The sequence below is a fragment of the Fibrella aestuarina BUZ 2 genome (assembly GCF_000331105.1).
GTDB classification, from domain to species: domain Bacteria; phylum Bacteroidota; class Bacteroidia; order Cytophagales; family Spirosomataceae; genus Fibrella; species Fibrella aestuarina.
Window position 1 is genome coordinate 5,474,416 of record NC_020054.1, and the last position, 16,983, is coordinate 5,491,398.

The 16,983-nt window shown below is 58.8% G+C and carries 8 protein-coding genes; 6 read left to right on the plus strand and 2 right to left on the minus strand.

Annotated elements, in window-relative coordinates:
• Window positions 1-61: 61 nt before the first annotated feature.
• Both FAES_RS22655 and FAES_RS22660 read right to left on the minus strand, forming a co-directional pair.
• Window positions 62-2,407: a beta-L-arabinofuranosidase domain-containing protein gene (locus tag FAES_RS22655; protein ID WP_015333521.1), complete on the minus strand. Its 2,346-nt coding sequence runs from the start codon at window positions 2,405-2,407 to the stop codon at window positions 62-64.
• 150 nt (window positions 2,408-2,557) lie between these two features.
• A complete protein-coding gene (locus FAES_RS22660; RefSeq protein ID WP_041258303.1) occupies window positions 2,558-4,990 on the minus strand; it encodes a glycoside hydrolase family 127 protein in 2,433 nt (810 codons plus the stop codon).
• Between the two features lie 452 nt (window positions 4,991-5,442).
• Here FAES_RS22660 and FAES_RS22665 point away from each other — a divergent pair, with 452 nt between their 5' ends.
• The 6 genes from FAES_RS22665 (at window position 5,443) to FAES_RS22690 (ending at window position 16,927) form a co-directional block, all read left to right on the plus strand.
• Window positions 5,443-6,867: an APC family permease gene (locus FAES_RS22665; protein WP_015333523.1), complete on the plus strand. Its 1,425-nt coding sequence runs from the start codon at window positions 5,443-5,445 to the stop codon at window positions 6,865-6,867.
• 98 nt (window positions 6,868-6,965) lie between these two features.
• Entirely contained in the window at window positions 6,966-9,251 is a 2,286-nt protein-coding gene (locus FAES_RS22670; protein WP_015333524.1) for a S9 family peptidase, read from the plus strand.
• Window positions 9,252-9,296: 45 nt separating this feature from the next.
• Entirely contained in the window at window positions 9,297-11,048 is a 1,752-nt protein-coding gene (locus FAES_RS22675; protein WP_015333525.1) for a DUF885 family protein, read from the plus strand.
• A 331-nt stretch (window positions 11,049-11,379) separates the two neighbouring features.
• Window positions 11,380-14,589, plus strand: coding sequence for a SusC/RagA family TonB-linked outer membrane protein (locus tag FAES_RS22680; protein WP_015333526.1), 3,210 nt, complete (start codon window positions 11,380-11,382; stop codon window positions 14,587-14,589).
• A 73-nt stretch (window positions 14,590-14,662) separates the two neighbouring features.
• A complete protein-coding gene (locus FAES_RS22685; protein WP_015333527.1) occupies window positions 14,663-16,309 on the plus strand; it encodes a SusD/RagB family nutrient-binding outer membrane lipoprotein in 1,647 nt (548 codons plus the stop codon).
• A gap of 51 nt (window positions 16,310-16,360) precedes the next feature.
• A complete protein-coding gene (locus FAES_RS22690; RefSeq protein ID WP_015333528.1) occupies window positions 16,361-16,927 on the plus strand; it encodes a hypothetical protein in 567 nt (188 codons plus the stop codon).
• The last annotated feature ends 56 nt before the right edge of the window (window positions 16,928-16,983 follow it).

Here is a 16,983-nt window from a genome sequence, read left to right on the forward strand (position 1 = left end):
TAACCAGACAAAAAGCCGCCGGGTAACGTACCTGGCGGCTTTTTGCTTGTAGCGAAATTGGCTATTCCCGGACGAGCCGAACGCCGTAGACTGGCCCCGCCGCATTGCCCGGCTTGGCCTGTAGCCGGATCGTCACGGAGGTTTTGCCGGTGGTCAGCGCCGCCGGGATTGGGTACGGGATGTCGTAGAAACGGCTTTCCTTGTATTTGTTCAGGTCTTCGCTCGCGATTACCGTTCCGTCGACCAGCACGTCGAATTGGCGCCCCCGGTTGTCCATGCCCCAATACGTCCCGATCAGCGTATTGCGGGCGGCAGGGTCGGTTTTCATCGTGAAACTCAGGGCGCCGCCATCGGTCGCTACCCGAAACTTGCGGGTATGGGCCTCGCCCGCTTCCAGCTTGTCGCCCGTTACGTTATGGTCGCGTTCGGGTTGCATCTCGCCCAGCCGCAGCAGATCGACCGTGCGCCGGTCCAGATCGGCGGCTTCGCGGCGTTTTTGTTCGTAAACCGCCTGCTGTTTTTTCCAGGTGTCGGGGGTAAACACGTCCCAATACACCGTGTAGTAGGTATCCTGCACGTCGTAGAACGGGCGGAGCGAAACGGACGTCCGGGTGCCGGTCTGCGCCGTCGTGAAGGTGAGCGGCTGCGCGGCAGACTTGATCCATGCGTTCGGGTCGGCGTTGCTGGTCACGAATACCGGCACGCCCTGCATCGGGTCGGGTTCGGTGGTACCCAAATCGCCCGCCAGCAAGACCGGGCCGTAGAAGAAGGCCTGTCGGGCTATGTTATCGGGCATCGGCATCGCCCGCAGCGAGGCGGGTAACGTTAGCTCAACGACATCACCCGTTTTCCAGCGTTGGTCGATCACCACGTAACCATCCTGCACGGTGCTGGTCGCCGCTTTACCGTTAACACGTACCTGCATCGGCCCGGCGAGCCAATATGGTTTCCGCAGGCGGATGGGCAGTTTCGTGGGCTTGTCGGCCTGCACCGTCAGCCGCACGGTCGGGTCGGCGGGGAGGTTGGCGTTCAGGGTCAGGCGCAGCCCTTTCTCGGCCCAGTTCAATTCCGACGGGATGAACAGGTTGACGAACAGGCTCTGGTCGGCTCCTTTGAAAAAGATGCTTTCGCCGTATTTGACGTGGTTTTCCATGCCGGTGCCCACGCAGCAGGTAAAGTCTTCTTCCTCATCGCTGAAGTGCTTGCGCGTGCCCATCCGCAGCGGCACAAAGTAGCAGACCATGCCCGTTTTGTGGTGCTGCGACGCCAGAATGTGGTTGTACAGCGCCCGTTCGTAGTAGTCCATGTAGGCGGCGTTGGGCTGCAATGCAAACAGATGCCGGGTCAGTTTCAGCATGTTGTGCGTGTTGCAGGTCTCCATCGTGTTGTCGGTCAGCTTATCGGTCAACTGATCGGGCGTGCTCAGGTATTCGTAATTGCTGTTGCCGCCGGGCGCGTAGGTGTGGTGGTTGACGACCGTCTTCCAGAAGAAATCCGACATGGCCAAATCGGGTTGGCTACCCGTCAGTTCGTAGCGCCGGATCGTGCCGATCAGCTTGGGCACCTGCGTGTTGGCGTGCCGACCGGGCAGGATGTCTTTCTGGTGCGCCAGCGAATCGAGCACCACCCGGTCGTGGAATTTGTACGACAGGTCGAGGTATTTTTTGTTGCCCGTCAGCGCGTAGATGTTGGCCAGCACGTCGTTCATGCCGCCATATTCGCAAAGCAACATCTTCTGAACTTGCTCGTCAGTGAGGTTTTTCAGCGTCTCGCCCGTCCAGTCGGCCATCCCGACGGTAACGGCGAGCGCCTTGTCGTTATGGGCATACAGGTAGGCATCGAGCAGGCCCGCCATGACCTTGTGCACCGTGTACCAGGGCGACCAGGCGCCGTTGAGGTCGAAGCCCCGCGAGCGGATGTTTCCCTGCGCCACTTCGGCAAACACCGTGTCTTCGCGCGGAATGGCCCCCACGTAGCCCGTTTTGCGCGCCCGCTGGCAGTCGGCCAGTTCGTCGACGATGTAATTGACCCGTTTCAGGTACTCGGGGTCGTTGGTGGCGGCGTACTGCAGGGCCAGCGCCGACAGGTAATGCCCCAACGAATGCCCCGCCAGCCCCGACGACTCCCAGCCACCGTATTTGGCGGCCTTCGGCGCGAGGCCCGCGTGCGCCCTGAACTGAGCCAGCAGCCGGTCGGGCTGGAGGTTGAGCAGGAAACGGGTGTCGGCTTCCATCGCCGTTTTAAACGGGCTGTCGAGCAGCTTGACCGCACTGAGCGGAAAGGCATAGGCCCGGATCGGCACCGCCGTTTTTACCCGCATCCGGGCGTCGTTCTGTTCAGGCAGGTACGTTTGCGCCGTTGCCAAGTGCGCCAGGCATAGCACGCCGGTTAAAAAGAGAAGTCTCATCGTTTTCGTACAAGTCAATGGTAGACCCACCAGACGTCAACCAGTTTTCGCCCGATGGCGATTGCATTTGCCAACATTGATTCGAGGACTCAGGGCATGTCAGGTCGGGAACCTGACACCACGCACCCACGCATCCAGTCACTCTTTCACTCATTCACTCTTTCCCCCCACACTCCATTCCAGTATCCCGCTCGACGCGTCTTTCGGGAGTTGCACCAGCATACGCAGGGCACCGGTCTGCACCGGTTCGAAGGTGACCTCGTTGTAGGCATCTTTGCTAATCGGGTAAGGCGTTTTCGTTTTCACTTCCTGCCAGTCGCCGTCCGCGGTTTGGTACAGCAGCTTCCACGAGGCGGGTATCCGGCAACCACCCCAGGGGCCATCGTCGAACCAGTACACGTTGGCCGACGACACCGTGGCGGGTTTGGCAAACGTGTACTGCACCCACTGCGTCGTGTCTTTTTTGGGCCACCAGTGGTAGTAGATGTTGTCGTGGTCGTTGGAGTGCTTCGGCGTATCCTGATCGTTCAGGGCCGCCAACGCCTTGGTTGCCAGCGAGGCCGAGATTTTGCTGGTCGACGCAATCGTGGGGGCGGGGGTCGGCTTGGCGGCGGTGGGTTTGGTTGCCAGCCAGACGGCCATTTCGCCGCTTCCCCGGTTGGCCCAGGCGTAGTACGGAATGGCCATCAGCCGGGCCGGGCTTGTCTCGAAATCGCCCGTGCTCGTGCGCTTCACCTTGGCGGCTTCGGCGGTCAGGATGTCGGCCCCGCCAAACAATGCCGGGTTGAAACGCGCCTCCAGTTGGCTCTGATCGGGCAGGATGTAGTCGAGTACGTGTCCGTCGGGGGCGTCGGGCCACTCGGCGCAGTACACGATCGGGCCACGCTGCAACGCCACCTTGTCCTGATCGGCTTTCACCTGCTCGTTGGCTTCGACCCGGCGCACGTCCATCGGCAGCGACAGCCGCACCACATCGCCCGGTTTCCAGGTCTGTTGCAGCACCGCATAGCCGTTATCAAGCGTGTAGGCCGCTTTTTTACCATTGATTGTAATCTCGACCGGGCTATTTCGCTGATCGGCGAAGCGGTACAACGTACCTGGCACCGGCTGATTCTGCGCCCAGCCCGGAATGCGGAGGGCCAGTTCAAACGCTTTGGCTTTGGCGGGATTCAGCGTAAAGGCGATGTCGCCCGACCACGGGTACGTGGTTGCTTGCGCGACGCGGATCGCCGTACCGTTGAGGGTAACGTTGGCCGTGCTGTTCACGAACAGATTGGCGTAGAGCCGGTTGCCGCGCTGCGCGTAGACGTACCCGGGCATCGACGGAATGAACCGGCACACATTGCTGGGGCAGCAGGCGCAGCCAAACCAGGCCGAGCGCGCGTGTTGCCCCTGCGATTGCAGCGGATTGGGGTAAAAAAACCGGTCGCCGCTCAGCGATACGCCCGACAGCATCCCGTTGTAGAGCGTCCGTTCGAGCACGTCGTAGAAACGGGCGTCGCCGTGGAGCAGAAACAGCCGCTGATTCCAGTAGATCGTGCCGATGGCGGCGCAGGTTTCGTTGTAGGCCGACATATTGGGCAGGTTATAGGCCGGGCCGAAGCCTTCGTGGCCCCCTTCGGCGCCAATCCCGCCCGTGATGTAATACTTGCCGTCGACCACGTCGTGCCAGATCCGGTCCATCGCCGTCACGTAGGCTTTGTCGCCGGTGATGGCCGCCACGTCGGCCATGCCCGAATACATGTACGTCGCCCTGACCGAGTGCCCGACGGCTTCGGTCTGCTGCGTGACGGGCTTGTGGTCCTGGCTGTATTCCTGTCCCTTGCCGCGCACGTCGAGCAGAAACTTCGCCAAATCGAGGTAGGCTTTCCGGCCCGTCGTGCGGTACAGTTTCACCAGCCCCATTTCCACAACCTGGTGACCGGGGGCGTAGCTCAGTTTACCGGGGCCAAAGTCGCGCACCAGCAAATCGGCGTTTTTGAGGGCGACATTCAGCAGCGTTTTTTTGCCCGTAGCCTGGTAGTGCGCTACGGCCGCTTCAAACAGGTGGCCGCTGTTGTAGAGTTCGTGGCTCAGGTCCGATTCTTTCTCCCAGCGTTTCAGACCCGCCCAGGGGTGCGGGTGCGCCGGGTCGATGGTGCGGGCCGTGTAGAGGTAACCGTCGGGCTCCTGCGCGCTGGCAACGTACCCAATGAGCGAGTCGATGCGCGCGTCGAGTAGTTTGTCGGGGAAGGTTTGCAGCGAATAGCTAGCACCTTCGATGATCTTGTAAATGTCGGTGTCGTCAAACGGGTACTCGGTGCAGAACTTGGTGCCGGCTTTCAGATGCCCCGCCACCAGAAAGTTGTCGACCCGACCCGTGCTGTAGCAATGCTTCAGCGCAATTGGGATGGTCACCTCGTGGTTGAGCCGGATGCGCGGCGCCCAGAACTGGTCGGTCACCCGGACGGCGGTGAACGGCACCGGCTGGATGGGGTAGTCGCCACCGGCTTTCAGCCCGGCCCCGGCCGACTGGCCGTAGCCCGCGCCCATCAGGCCCAGACAGGCCAGGGAGAGCAGTATCGTGAACACATGAGTACGCATATAAAAGACAGGCTTAGCGCAGTAAAATAGTATTAGCGATCGGGTAAGCATTCCGGCTGAAGCCCGGTGCCCGCAACAAAGCCGGATCGGTTTTCGGCGGCAATAGGCAATGGCAATCAAGGGCAAAATACCACCAAAACGGCTCAAATAAGCTAGTTCAGGGCTGGAACACAACGAAGGTACAGTGGCAGGCAGGCCGTTTTTATGCTGTAGTTCGCGAGTGCTGATACTTTTTTAACAAGTGCATAAACAAGCCCATTGAATGCAGCCTGAATTCACTTTATTGCTTTCAGGTTCTTTGGCACGAGCCGAAACTGGCCGTAGTTTATTCTGAAAACGACCTCTTTCGCCAGCCCCGCCAACGATCTACCCGACTCGTCCGGCCTGTACTGTGTCCGTCGGGTTTACTGCCTGACTATACCCAATTGTAACCATCCTCGTCTTGCCAACCCATGGAAACAGCCACCAAACCTGTTAACGAGTTCGTAGCCCGGCTGGGCCTGCTCGACGCGACGATGATTGTGGCCGGTTCCATGATTGGGTCGGGGATCTTTATCGTCGCGGCCGAAGTGACCCGCAGCGTGGGCGGGGCGGGCTGGATGCTTGCCATGTGGCTGCTGGCGGGGTTGGTGACGGTCATTGCCGCCGTGAGTTATGGCGAACTGGCGGCCATGTTTCCCCGCGCGGGTGGTCAGTACGTCTACCTGCGCGAGGCCTACAACCCGCTGGTCGGGTTTCTGTATGGCTGGTCGTTTTTTGCCGTCATCCAGACCGGCACCATCGCGGCCGTGGGCGTGGCCTTTGCCAAATTCACGGCCTACCTCATTCCCGCCTTCAGCGACACCAATTTCCTGCTCGATTTGGGCTTCTTCCGGCTGTCGGCGGCGCAGCTGGTGTCGATTTTCGTGATCGTGCTGCTCACCTACGTCAACAGCCGGGGCGTGAAAGAGGGTGCGGCGCTGCAAACGTTTCTCACGATCGTGAAGTTGCTGTCGCTCTTTGGTCTCATCATCTGCGGGTTTATCTGGGGCGCGAAGGCCGACGTCTGGAACGCCAACTGGCAAAACGCCTGGCACCTGGCCAGCCTGACCAAAAACGGGGACGCCCTTTCCTACACCACCTTATCTGCCCTGGGGGCGTTCGGCGCCATTGCCATCGCCATGAAAGGCACGCTGTTTTCGAGCGACTCGTGGCACAGCATCACCTCGATTGCCGGGGAGGTAAAACGGCCCGAACGCAACATCGGCCTCAGCCTTGTGCTGGGTACGTTGGTCGTGACGGTCATCTACGTGCTGACCAACCTGATGTACCTCGCCGTGGTGCCGCTCAACGACATCGCCTTTGCGCCGAGTGACCGAGTGGGCGTGGTGGCGGCCGACTACATCTTTGGCAACAGCGGCACCATCATCATCGCGCTCATGGTCATGATTTCAACCTTCGGCTGCAACAACGGGCTGATTCTGTCGGGCGCTCGGGTGTATTACATCATGGCCAAAGACGGGCTGTTTTTCCGGAAAGCAGGGCAACTCAACCAAAACGACGTACCTGGCTATAGCCTCTGGATGCAGTGCCTGTGGGCCAGCGTGTTGTGCCTCACCGGCGAATACAACAACTTGCTGGCACTGGTCATTTTTGGCGTATTGATTTTCTACATCCTGACTATTCTGGGCATCTACCGCCTGCGTCGGCTCCAACCCGATTTACCCCGGCCCTACAAAGCGCCCGGTTACCCCTATTTGCCCGCCGTGTATGTGGTGATCGCCCTCGCGCTGGCGGTATTGCTGTTGTTTTTCGAAACCAAGTATACCCTGCCGGGACTGGGCATTATCCTGGCCGGTATACCCATCTATTACTGGCTCATCCGGCAACCAGACTAATGCCCCCGCCCCTTCCGGTGAAATAGCCCGCCGAAGAGGCCTGCTGCTAAACGGGTGCGGCAACGTACCCACCGATTTATGGCTAACTAAACCGCGTTATGAAACCACGCATCGACCTACGTTTACGCATTAAACCAGGCCGTAGTTGGGCCTTTATCTTGCTGCTAGCCGGTAGCGAAATGCTGGCACAGGGCACCGCCAGTGATTACAAACGCAGTGAGGCCCTGAAGGAAAAACTGCGCGACAAACTCTACAACGCCCCGACGGCCATCAACTGGCTACCCAAAAGCAACCGGTTCTGGTATCTGACCCGCACCCGCAAAGGAAGCGAGTTTATCGTCGTCGACGCCGCCAAACGGACCCGGCAACCCGCTTTCGACGCGCAGCAGGTCGCGCAGAAACTAGCCGAAGCCACCGGTAAAACGCTCGACCCCTACAAACTTCCGTTCAACACCATCACCTTCGGTAAAGACGACGAAAGCGTCGAGTTTGTGGCCGAAGGGTCGGTCTGGCAATATGGGCCGGGATCGGTGGCGTTTCGGAAGAAAGGGCCCTTTACGGCCGAAGTAAACGACCGCCGCTATTGGGGCGAAGGCCGCGACGAAACCGCCAAACGAACGGTTACGTCGCCCGACAGCAACTGGACCGCCTACGTCAAAAACTACAACGTATACATCAAATCCCGGCAAACGGGTGCCGAGAGCCAGCTGAGTTTCGACGGGTCGGCGGGCGATTACTACGCCAACAGCATCCAGTGGGCACCCGACTCGAAAAAGCTGGTCGCCACCAAACTGCGCCCCGCCGAAAAGCACCTGATTCACTTCGTCCGCTCGTCGCCGACCGATCAGTTGCAGCCCCGCCTCGAAAACCGCGAGTACCTCAAGCCCGGCGATGCGTTGCCCGCGCGGCGGCCACAACTCTTTCTGGTTGAGAGCAAACAGCACCTTCCGGTGTCCGACGCGCTGTTTAACCAGCAGTTCAGCCTCTCGAACCTGAACTGGCGGGCCGATAGCCGCGCCTTCACGGTTGAATACAACCAACGGGGGCATCAGCTGTACCGCGTGCTGGAAGTAAACGCCAGTACGGGCGCCGTCAGGACGTTGATCGAGGAACAGAGCAAAACCTTTATCGACTACAGCGGCAAGCGGTTCCGCTACGACGTGGCCGACGGCAAGGAGCTGGTCTGGGCGTCGGAACGTGACGGCTGGAACCACCTGTACCTCTATGACGGCCCATCGGGCCTGGTGAAAAAACAGATCACCAAAGGCGAGTGGGTGGTACGCGAGGTAGTGCACGTCGATGAGCCCACCCGCACGATTCTGTTTGCGGCGAGTGGCAAACAGCCGGGGCAGGACCCGTATTTGATTCAGTATTATCGCGTTAAGTTCGACGGGACGGACCTCACCGCGCTGACGGCAGAGAACGCCAACCACGTCGCGCGCTTTTCGCCTGATTTTCAGTATTTTACTGACACCTACTCGCGCGTCGACCTGCCGCCGACGACCGTGCTGCGTAGCGCCAAAGACGGGTCGGTGCTGATGGAGCTGGAAAAAGCCGACCTCACCGACTGGCAGCAGGCGGGCTGGAAAGCACCCGAGGTGTTTACGGCCAAAGGACGCGACGGTAAGACCGACATCTGGGGCGTCATCATCCGGCCCACCAATTTCGATTCGACCCGAACGTACCCCGTCATTGAAAACATCTACGCCGGACCGCACGGGTCGTTTGTTCCCAAGACGTTCATGGCCAACGCCTTTGCCATGCACGAACTGGCCGAACTGGGCTTTGTGGTCGTGCAGATCGATGGCATGGGTACGTCGAACCGCTCGAAAGCCTTCCACGACGTGTGCTGGAAAAACCTGAAAGACGCGGGCTTCCCCGACCGGATCCTATGGCTACAGGCCGCCGCCCGGAAATACCCCTCGCTCGACCTGAACCATGTGGGCATCTACGGGACGTCGGCGGGTGGGCAGAGCGCGGCCGGGGCCTTGCTTTTCCACCCCGACTTTTACAAAGTGGGGGTTTCGTCGTGCGGGTGCCACGACAACCGCATGGACAAGATGTGGTGGAACGAGCAGTGGATGGGCTACCCCATCGGCCCCCACTATGCCGAATGCTCGAACGTCACGAACGCCCACAAACTACAGGGGAAACTGATGCTGCTGGTGGGCGAAGTCGATGATAACGTCGACCCCGCCTCGACCATGCAGGTGGCCGATGCGCTCATCAAAGCCCAGAAAGATTTTGAGCTGGTGGTGCTGCCGGGGGTTGGTCACTCGTCGGGAGGAGACTTCGGCGAGCGCAAACGTCGCGACTTTTTCGTCCGCCATCTCCTGGGCGTCAACCCGCCTGCCTGGCCCGCCCCGGCTCCCGCCGCACCCTAGTCTATCGATACCGTACCGCTATTCACCTACCAACCACCTGCTTGTATGCGAACCCCCTACGCCTTCACGACACTGCTTTGTTTTGTTCTGGTATTCGCGGATGGGCTTCCGAGCCGGGCGCAGTCACGAACGAATCCACTGGCTGATGTTAATCCGCAGAGCAGCGATGTGCATCATTTGCTGACGCAGTACTACGCCGATTGGGGCAGTCTGAGCCGGTTTTACACCGTAGCGGGGTCGCCCGAGCGCCGGGTACGTTTCCAGCAATTTCATACCGACTACCTCAACCGGCTGGAACAGCTCGATTTCAACCGCATGACCACCGACAGCCGGGTCGACTACCTCTTGTTTCGGCGCGATCTACAGCAGCAGTTAGGCAAGCTCGCGGCGGAAGCAACCGAGCGGGAGCAGATCAACGCCTGGTTTCCCTTTGCCGATTCGGTTTACGCGGTGGAAAAGCGGCGGCGGCGCGGGCATGTGCTCAACCCGCAGCAATTCGCCCAGAACCTGACGAACATGAGTCAGCAGATCGGTCAGTTGCAAAGCGCACTATCGAAAGAAACCAACCTGAACCCGGCCCTGTTGATGCGCGCCATCTCGACTGCCGAGGGGTTGCAGTCGGGGCTTAAAAGCGTGTATACCTTTTACAACCACTACGAGCCCGGGTTTTCGTGGTGGATTCCGCAGCCTTACCAGAAAACCGACAGCCTGCTGACGGCCTACACTGCCTTTTTCCGCAAGAAAAGCCGTGACGCCGCCCCGGTCAAGGATGATGGCAGCGGCATTACGGGCGTGGCCGTTGGGCGCGACGAACTGCTGCGGCAGTTGCAGGTCGAACTGATTCCGTACTCGCCCGAGGAGTTGATCGAGATCGCCAACAAGGAGTTTGCCTGGTGCGACCGCGAGCTGTTGAAGGCATCACGCGAGATGGGTTTCGGCGACAACTGGAAGGCGGCGCAGGAAAAAGTCAAAAACAGCTACGTACCTGAGGGCCGTCAGCCCGAGTTAATCCTGCGGCTGTTGAACGAGTCGGTCGCGTTTTTGAAAGCCAAAAACCTGATCACCATCCCGCCCATTGCCGAAGAAACCTGGCGCATGAGCATGATGTCGCCCGAGCGGCAGCTGGTTAACCCCTTCTTTCTGGGTGGCGAGGTGATCCAGATTTCGTACCCCACCGAGGGCATGAAACACCCCGACAAGCTGATGAGTATGCGCGGCAACAACCCCCATTTTTCGCGGGCGACCGTGCACCACGAACTCATTGCGGGCCACCATTTGCAGGGGTTCATGAACAACCGCTATAAGATCTACCGCAATTTCGACACCCCCTTCTGGACCGAAGGCTGGGCACTCTACTGGGAAATGCTCCTCTGGGATCAGGGGTTTCCGCAGTCACCCGAAGACCGCATCGGGATGCTGTTCTGGCGAATGCACCGCTGCGCTCGGATCATCTTTTCGCTCAATTATCACCTGGGCAAGTGGGGCCCGCAGCAGTGCATCGACTTCCTCGTCGACCGGGTTGGGCACGAGCGGGCCAATGCCGAGGGGGAAGTGCGGCGGTCGTTCATCGGGGGGTACCCGCCGCTGTATCAGCTGGCGTACATGACGGGCGGGTTTCAGTTTCTGGCCCTCAAAAAGGAACTCGTCGACAGTGGCCGCATGACCCACAAGCAGTTTCATGACGCCGTACTACAGATCAACGCCATGCCGGTGGAGATGATCCGCGCCATTCTGACCAACCAGAAGCTGCCCAAAGACTTTAAAACGTCGTGGCGGTTCTACGATCTGAAACCCTAGCCGCCCCCAACCCTTCCGGTCGACAAAGCGCCCTCTTCAACTTACATGGAGAGGGCGTTTTTTGTAACTAGAAAACACCTTCACCGGCAGCAGTAATCGACAATAAACACTATGATAAAATACTTATTCTTTTGTACTTATTTAATTGTTTATTAATCTAATTACCCAACAAGTATAATAACCGATCTATCGTCTTTTTTTCAATATAATATTCTGTATTAAGTGATAGTATTGGCATAAAATTTCATAAAAATGAATATTGCTAACATATTATAACACCATATATTTGACGGTAGTTAACCTCACTTATAATCCGAATTTAATCTGTTCTATGGTAAGAAGTCTACTGATGAGTATACTCATGGTATGCTCATTCTGGGATCCCTGCTGGGCTCAGGAACGAACCCTTAAAGGAAGGGTTACAGCCGCCGAAGACGGAAGCCCGATCCCGGGCGCTTCGGTTGTCTTAAAAGGTACCACGAAAGGCGCCAACACCGACGTTGATGGGGCCTACTCGATTGCCATACCGGCGAGTGGTGGCACACTGGTTGTCAGTTTTGTGGGGACAGTTACCCAGGAAGTGGAGATTGGCAACCGCACCCAGGTGAACATTACGCTGGCTGCCGACACCAAGAGCCTTCAGGAAGTGGTCGTGACCGCTCAGGGCATTGTCCGCGAGAAGAAAGCGCTGGGTTACGCCGTCACCACGTTGGATAACAAGCTGCTGGAAGACCGACCACAAGCCGATGTGGGCCGGGTCCTGCAGGGCAAAATTCCGGGGGTTAACATTACGGCTACATCGGGGGTTTCGGGCACGGGAACGAGTATCAACATCCGCGGTTTTTCGTCGATTACGGGCTCAACCCAACCGTTGTTTGTCGTCGATGGCGTGCCGTTCAATTCCAGTACCAACTCCCGCGATGGGTTTACGGGCGGGGGCCAATCAGCCTCCAGCCGATTTCTGGACCTCGACCCCAATAACATCGAGAATATCAGCGTGTTAAAGGGGCTGGCCGCTACCGTTACGTATGGCGATCAGGGCCGAAACGGGGTGATTCTGGTGACGACCAAAAACGGCAGCAAGAAGGCCCGGCCTACCGAAATCACGCTGACCCAGTCTGTCTTCGCCAACACGGCCAACCTGCCTACGTACCAGAACGACTATGTTGGGGGATTCCAGCAGAACCTGGGGTACTTCTTCAGCAACTTCGGCCCCACCCTCGCCGAAGCCGCCGCCTACCCGTCGCAGAATACCAACACGGCATTGACCAATCACCCGTATGCGTTTCTGACCAATGCGGCGCTGCGGTCGGCGATGGCCCCGTACGTGGCGTCGGTAAGTCCGTATAAAATGCAGGTCTTCCCCGACAACGTGAAGGACTTTTTCCGAACCGGGCTTATCTCCAACAGCTCGATCAATCTGTCGGGCGGCAGTGAGCGAGTTGGCTATAACCTCTCGGTGGGCTATAATAACGAACAGGGGTATATCCCCGAAAACGGCCTGAAACGCCTCAACATCGGGGCGGGCATCCGGGCGCAGTTGACCAAAAAGCTGAGCATCAGCACCTCATTCAACTACGCCAACACGGACCAGTATTCGCCGCCACTCAATGCAGGGCAGGGTAACAACTCGCTGGGCGGTTTCCCATCGGTGCTAGCCAACGTGTTGTTCACACCCCGGCAGGTCGATCTGATGAACTGGCCGTATGAAAACCCGGTCGACGGCGGCACGGTGTATTTCCGCTCCGGCAACGACATTCCGAACCCGCGCTGGATTCTGGCCAATTATAAAACGACGGGTGTGGTCAACCGCTTCTTTACCACGACCAACCTGACGTATGACATCGCCCGGGATCTGGTGCTGCTGTATAAGGTGGGCCTCGATACCTACACCGAAAACCAGGAGTATAAATTCAACAAGGGTGGGGTCGACTTCGTCAATGGGTTTTACAACACCTACGACATCAAGAACACGATCTGGGATAACAGCGTGATTCTGTCTTACACCAAACCCCTGGCCGACCGCTTCACGCTCTCGGGCCGGATCGGTGGTAACATGCGTAACGACCGGTCTGGTTCTATCTTCGTAACGAGCCAGAATCAGCTGGCCCGCAACCTGTTCCGCCACAGCAATTTCATCGACAACGTGGCGTCGAACGGCGAAGTCGAGCAGACGCGCATCGGGGTATTTGGCGAACTCACGGCCGACATCAACGATTACCTGTTTCTGAACCTGGCCGCCCGCAACGACTGGACCTCGACGGTAGAAATCGCCAACCGCCAGATCTTTTACCCCTCGGCCAGTGTCTCGTTTGTACCCACGTCGGCCATCAGCAGTCTACAGGGCAACAGCGTGCTCAGCTTCCTGAAAGTCCGGGCGGGCATCGGTACGTCGGCGGGCTTTCCCAACCCGTACAGCACGCGTAACGTCTTGAATCAGAGCGCCAGAGGCTGGCTCAACTCGTCGGGCGCTACCGTGCAGACCCACTCGGTCGACAACACCCTGGGCAACCCGAACCTGAAGCCCGAGTTACATACCGAGATCGAACTGGGCCTTGAAGGGCGCCTGTTCAATAACCGGCTTAGCTTCGACATCACGGGCTACCAGCGCACTACCCGCGACCTGATTACCCGCACCCCCCTCGACGCCTCGACGGGCTACACCGCCACGACGATTAACATCGGCAAAATCCGCAACGAGGGGATCGAAGTGAGCCTGTCGGGCACCGCCATCAAGCGCAATGGTTTCTCGTGGGACGTGACCGGCGTGTTCTCGCGCAACGTACCCAAGGTGCTTGATCTGGGTGGTACGCTTCAGGAAGTGCAGATCGCGGGCTTTGGGGGCACGCTGGGCAACTACGCCGTGGTTGGGCAGCCCTTTAACGTCATTAAAGGCACGGGTTTCCGGCGCAACGACCAGGGCCAATACCTCATCGACGGGCAGGGGTATCTGCTGGCTACGACCTCGCCGGTGGTACTGGGTAATCCCAACCCGGCGTTCACGTCGAGCCTGATCAACGAATTCCGCTACAAAAACTTCTCGCTTAACGTAATGATCGCGTACCGGCATGGCGGGGTTATGTACTCGTCGACGGCGGGTGCCCTGCTGGGTCGCGGTCTGGTCAACACGGCCAACGGCAATCTGGGTGGCAACGACCGGTCACAGACGATCGTCCTGCCCGGCGTGAAAAACTCCGACGGCACCCCCAACGACATTCAGGTTACGGCGTCGGACTTCTACTTTAACAACTACTACTTCTTCGGCGACGAGGGTCGCATGTTCGACGGGTCGACGATCCGGTTGCAGGAAGTATCGCTGTCGTATCAGCTGCCCAAAACGCTGCTGAGCAAGATGGCGATCAAGGGTGCCTCGCTCACCTTCTTCGGCAACAACCTCTGGTACCGGGCGCTGTATTTCCCCAAAGAACTCAACTTCGACACCGATAACCTCGGGCTGGGTGTAGGCACGGGCATCGGCTTCGAATTCCTGACGGGCCCCAGCGCCCGGCGTCTGGGCGGCACGCTAAAGATTACCTTCTAACCATAAGGCAAAACGAGGCGCCGGTGCCAACGCCCGCGCGCATTCACATTCCTTATTTCAAAAGCTGACGATAATGATCAAGAAGTTAAGCGCCTTACTACTCCTGCTGTGTGTGGGTGCGGTCAGTTCCTGCAAGCTGGATTTGCTCGACAATCCGAATGCCGTAACGACCAACAACACCGACATCAATTACCTGCTCAACTCGATTGAGCTAAGCTACCGGACGCACTTCAACCAGATGAGCGATCCGGGGATGCGCCTGACGCGCATGCTGAACCAGGGAGCGGCCATTTATGACAACGCCGTGTCGCCCGGTAACTTCGACGGAGCCTGGGAAACCGCCTACGCCGGCCTGATGACCGACGTGAAGACGCTGATTCCGCTGGCTGAATCGAGCGAGTTGTTTGTGCACGCCGGTATTGCCCGTACGTTGCGGGCCTCGGTGCTGCTCAATCTGGTGGATGGGTTCGGCGACGTACCTTATTCGCAGGCCATCGACGCCGCCAATTTCAACCCGGCCGTCGACCCCGCGCAGAGCATTTATGAAGCGGCCCTCGCCGAACTCGACAAGGCCATTGCCAACTTCGCGGCTACGTCGAAATCGGGCGCGACCAGCGACCTGATCTACGGTGGCAACGCCGACAGCTGGACCCGGGTGGCCAATTCGCTCAAGCTGAAGGCGTACCTCAATCGGCGCCTGATCGATAAAGCCGGCGCTACCACGGCCATCAACGCCCTGATCGCCGGGAACAAACTGATCTCGACCGCCACTCAGAACTTTGCGTTCAAATTTGGCTCGAACCTGACCAACCCCGATACGCGCCACCCGCGCTATGCCGGCCAATACTCCCCCACCGGCGGCGGCGACTACCAGTCGAATTCCTACATGGGTACGTTGTATTCGTCGAAGGGCTTCCAGGACCCCCGCATGCGCTATTACTTTTACCGGCAAACGGTGAAAAACCCGACCGACGTGAACGCGTTGCGCTGCATCACCAACTCGAAACCCGCCCACTACACCGATGCCGACGTGTTCTGTCTGCCTACCAACGTGGGGTACTGGGGCCGCGATCACCTCAACAACGAGGGCATTCCACCCGATGGCCTGCTCCGCACGGCCTGGGGCGTTTATCCGGCGGGCGGCCTGTATGACAATGACGCAGGCGTGCCGGTTTCGCTGGGAGCCGGAGCCGGTGGCGCGGGCCTTCACCCCATCCTTATGCGCTCGTTTGTTGATTTCATGCTGGCCGAATCGGCCCTGACGCTGGGTACCAACGGCGTGGCCAAAGACCTGCTCAAGTCAGCGATTGAAAAGTCGATGGCCGACGTACGGGCGATGGCACTGGGGACGATCGAAAGCGGGAAGATCAGCACCTACGAAGCCGCCAACAACGTCGTGTGGGCCGATCAGGTGACCAAGTACGTGACGAAAGTCCTAGCCGATTACGACGCTGCCGCAACCACTGACGCCAAGCTGAACATTATTGCGACGGAATACTGGCTGGCGCTGTATGGCAACGGCATCGAGTCATACAACCTGTACCGCCGCACGGGCAAGCCGTCGAATCAGCAACCGGCGCTCGACGCGAGCCCCGGCTCGTTCCCCCGGTCCTACTACTACCCGTCGACCTACATCATCCGGAATGCCAATGCGAAGCAGAAAGCAAGCCTGACGGTGCCCGTCTTCTGGGACAATAACGCCGCCGGCATCCTCAAATAAGCAGCCGGTTTCTGTTGTAAACGCATCAATTCCCACAAAACGTAAGTTGTGATGAAACAGTATCTAATGCTGGCGCTGCTGGGTATGGGCTCGCTAAGCTGCAAAACAGACATGGTCAGCCGGATCGAACCGGCCGACATCGAGAACGGGGGCTACATCCGCACCGTGACACCTTACCCCGTTGGCAATTCCACGTTCAGCGTGAGCAAAGCCAATTTGGGCGGCACCAAAATGGAGTTTGTGGCCGAGGCCGTCACGCCCAACCAGGGTGCGTTGTTTGCCACCTACGACCTGACAATCAGGTTTGTGGATGCGACGCCCGCCAACGGCACGACGCCCTCAACGACGGTAGCCCTGAAGTCGATTCCGGCATCGGCCTTCACGAAAGATGCCACGACCGGCTACCCACGCGCCACCATTGCGGTGACGGGTACCGAGGCCCTGACAGCCACCAAACTGACCGCCGCCGACATCACCAACGGCGACCGCTTCGAGGTCAACGGCACCATGAAGCTGACCAACGGTAAAACGTTTACGGCGGCCAATACGGGCGCCAATATCACCGGTGGTGCCTTCTACAGCTCGCCCTTCTTCTACCGGATTAACGTCGTGAATTAGTAGCGATAGTTGCCATTCGTCAAAGCGTAAAAACGGCCGACCTGCACACGAAAACG

Bases quoted from the DNA above. Each gene is read 5' to 3' on its own strand.
- FAES_RS22660 (WP_041258303.1), bottom strand. From the start codon at position 4,990: ATGCGTACTCATGTGTTCACGATACTGCTCTCCCTGGCCTGTCTGGGC.
- FAES_RS22655 (WP_015333521.1), bottom strand. From the start codon at position 2,407: ATGAGACTTCTCTTTTTAACCGGCGTGCTATGCCTGGCGCACTTGGCA.
- FAES_RS22675 (WP_015333525.1), top strand. From the start codon at position 9,297: ATGCGAACCCCCTACGCCTTCACGACACTGCTTTGTTTTGTTCTGGTA.
- FAES_RS22690 (WP_015333528.1), top strand. From the start codon at position 16,361: ATGAAACAGTATCTAATGCTGGCGCTGCTGGGTATGGGCTCGCTAAGC.
- FAES_RS22670 (WP_015333524.1), top strand. From the start codon at position 6,966: ATGAAACCACGCATCGACCTACGTTTACGCATTAAACCAGGCCGTAGT.
- FAES_RS22685 (WP_015333527.1), top strand. From the start codon at position 14,663: ATGATCAAGAAGTTAAGCGCCTTACTACTCCTGCTGTGTGTGGGTGCG.
- FAES_RS22665 (WP_015333523.1), top strand. From the start codon at position 5,443: ATGGAAACAGCCACCAAACCTGTTAACGAGTTCGTAGCCCGGCTGGGC.
- FAES_RS22680 (WP_015333526.1), top strand. From the start codon at position 11,380: ATGGTAAGAAGTCTACTGATGAGTATACTCATGGTATGCTCATTCTGG.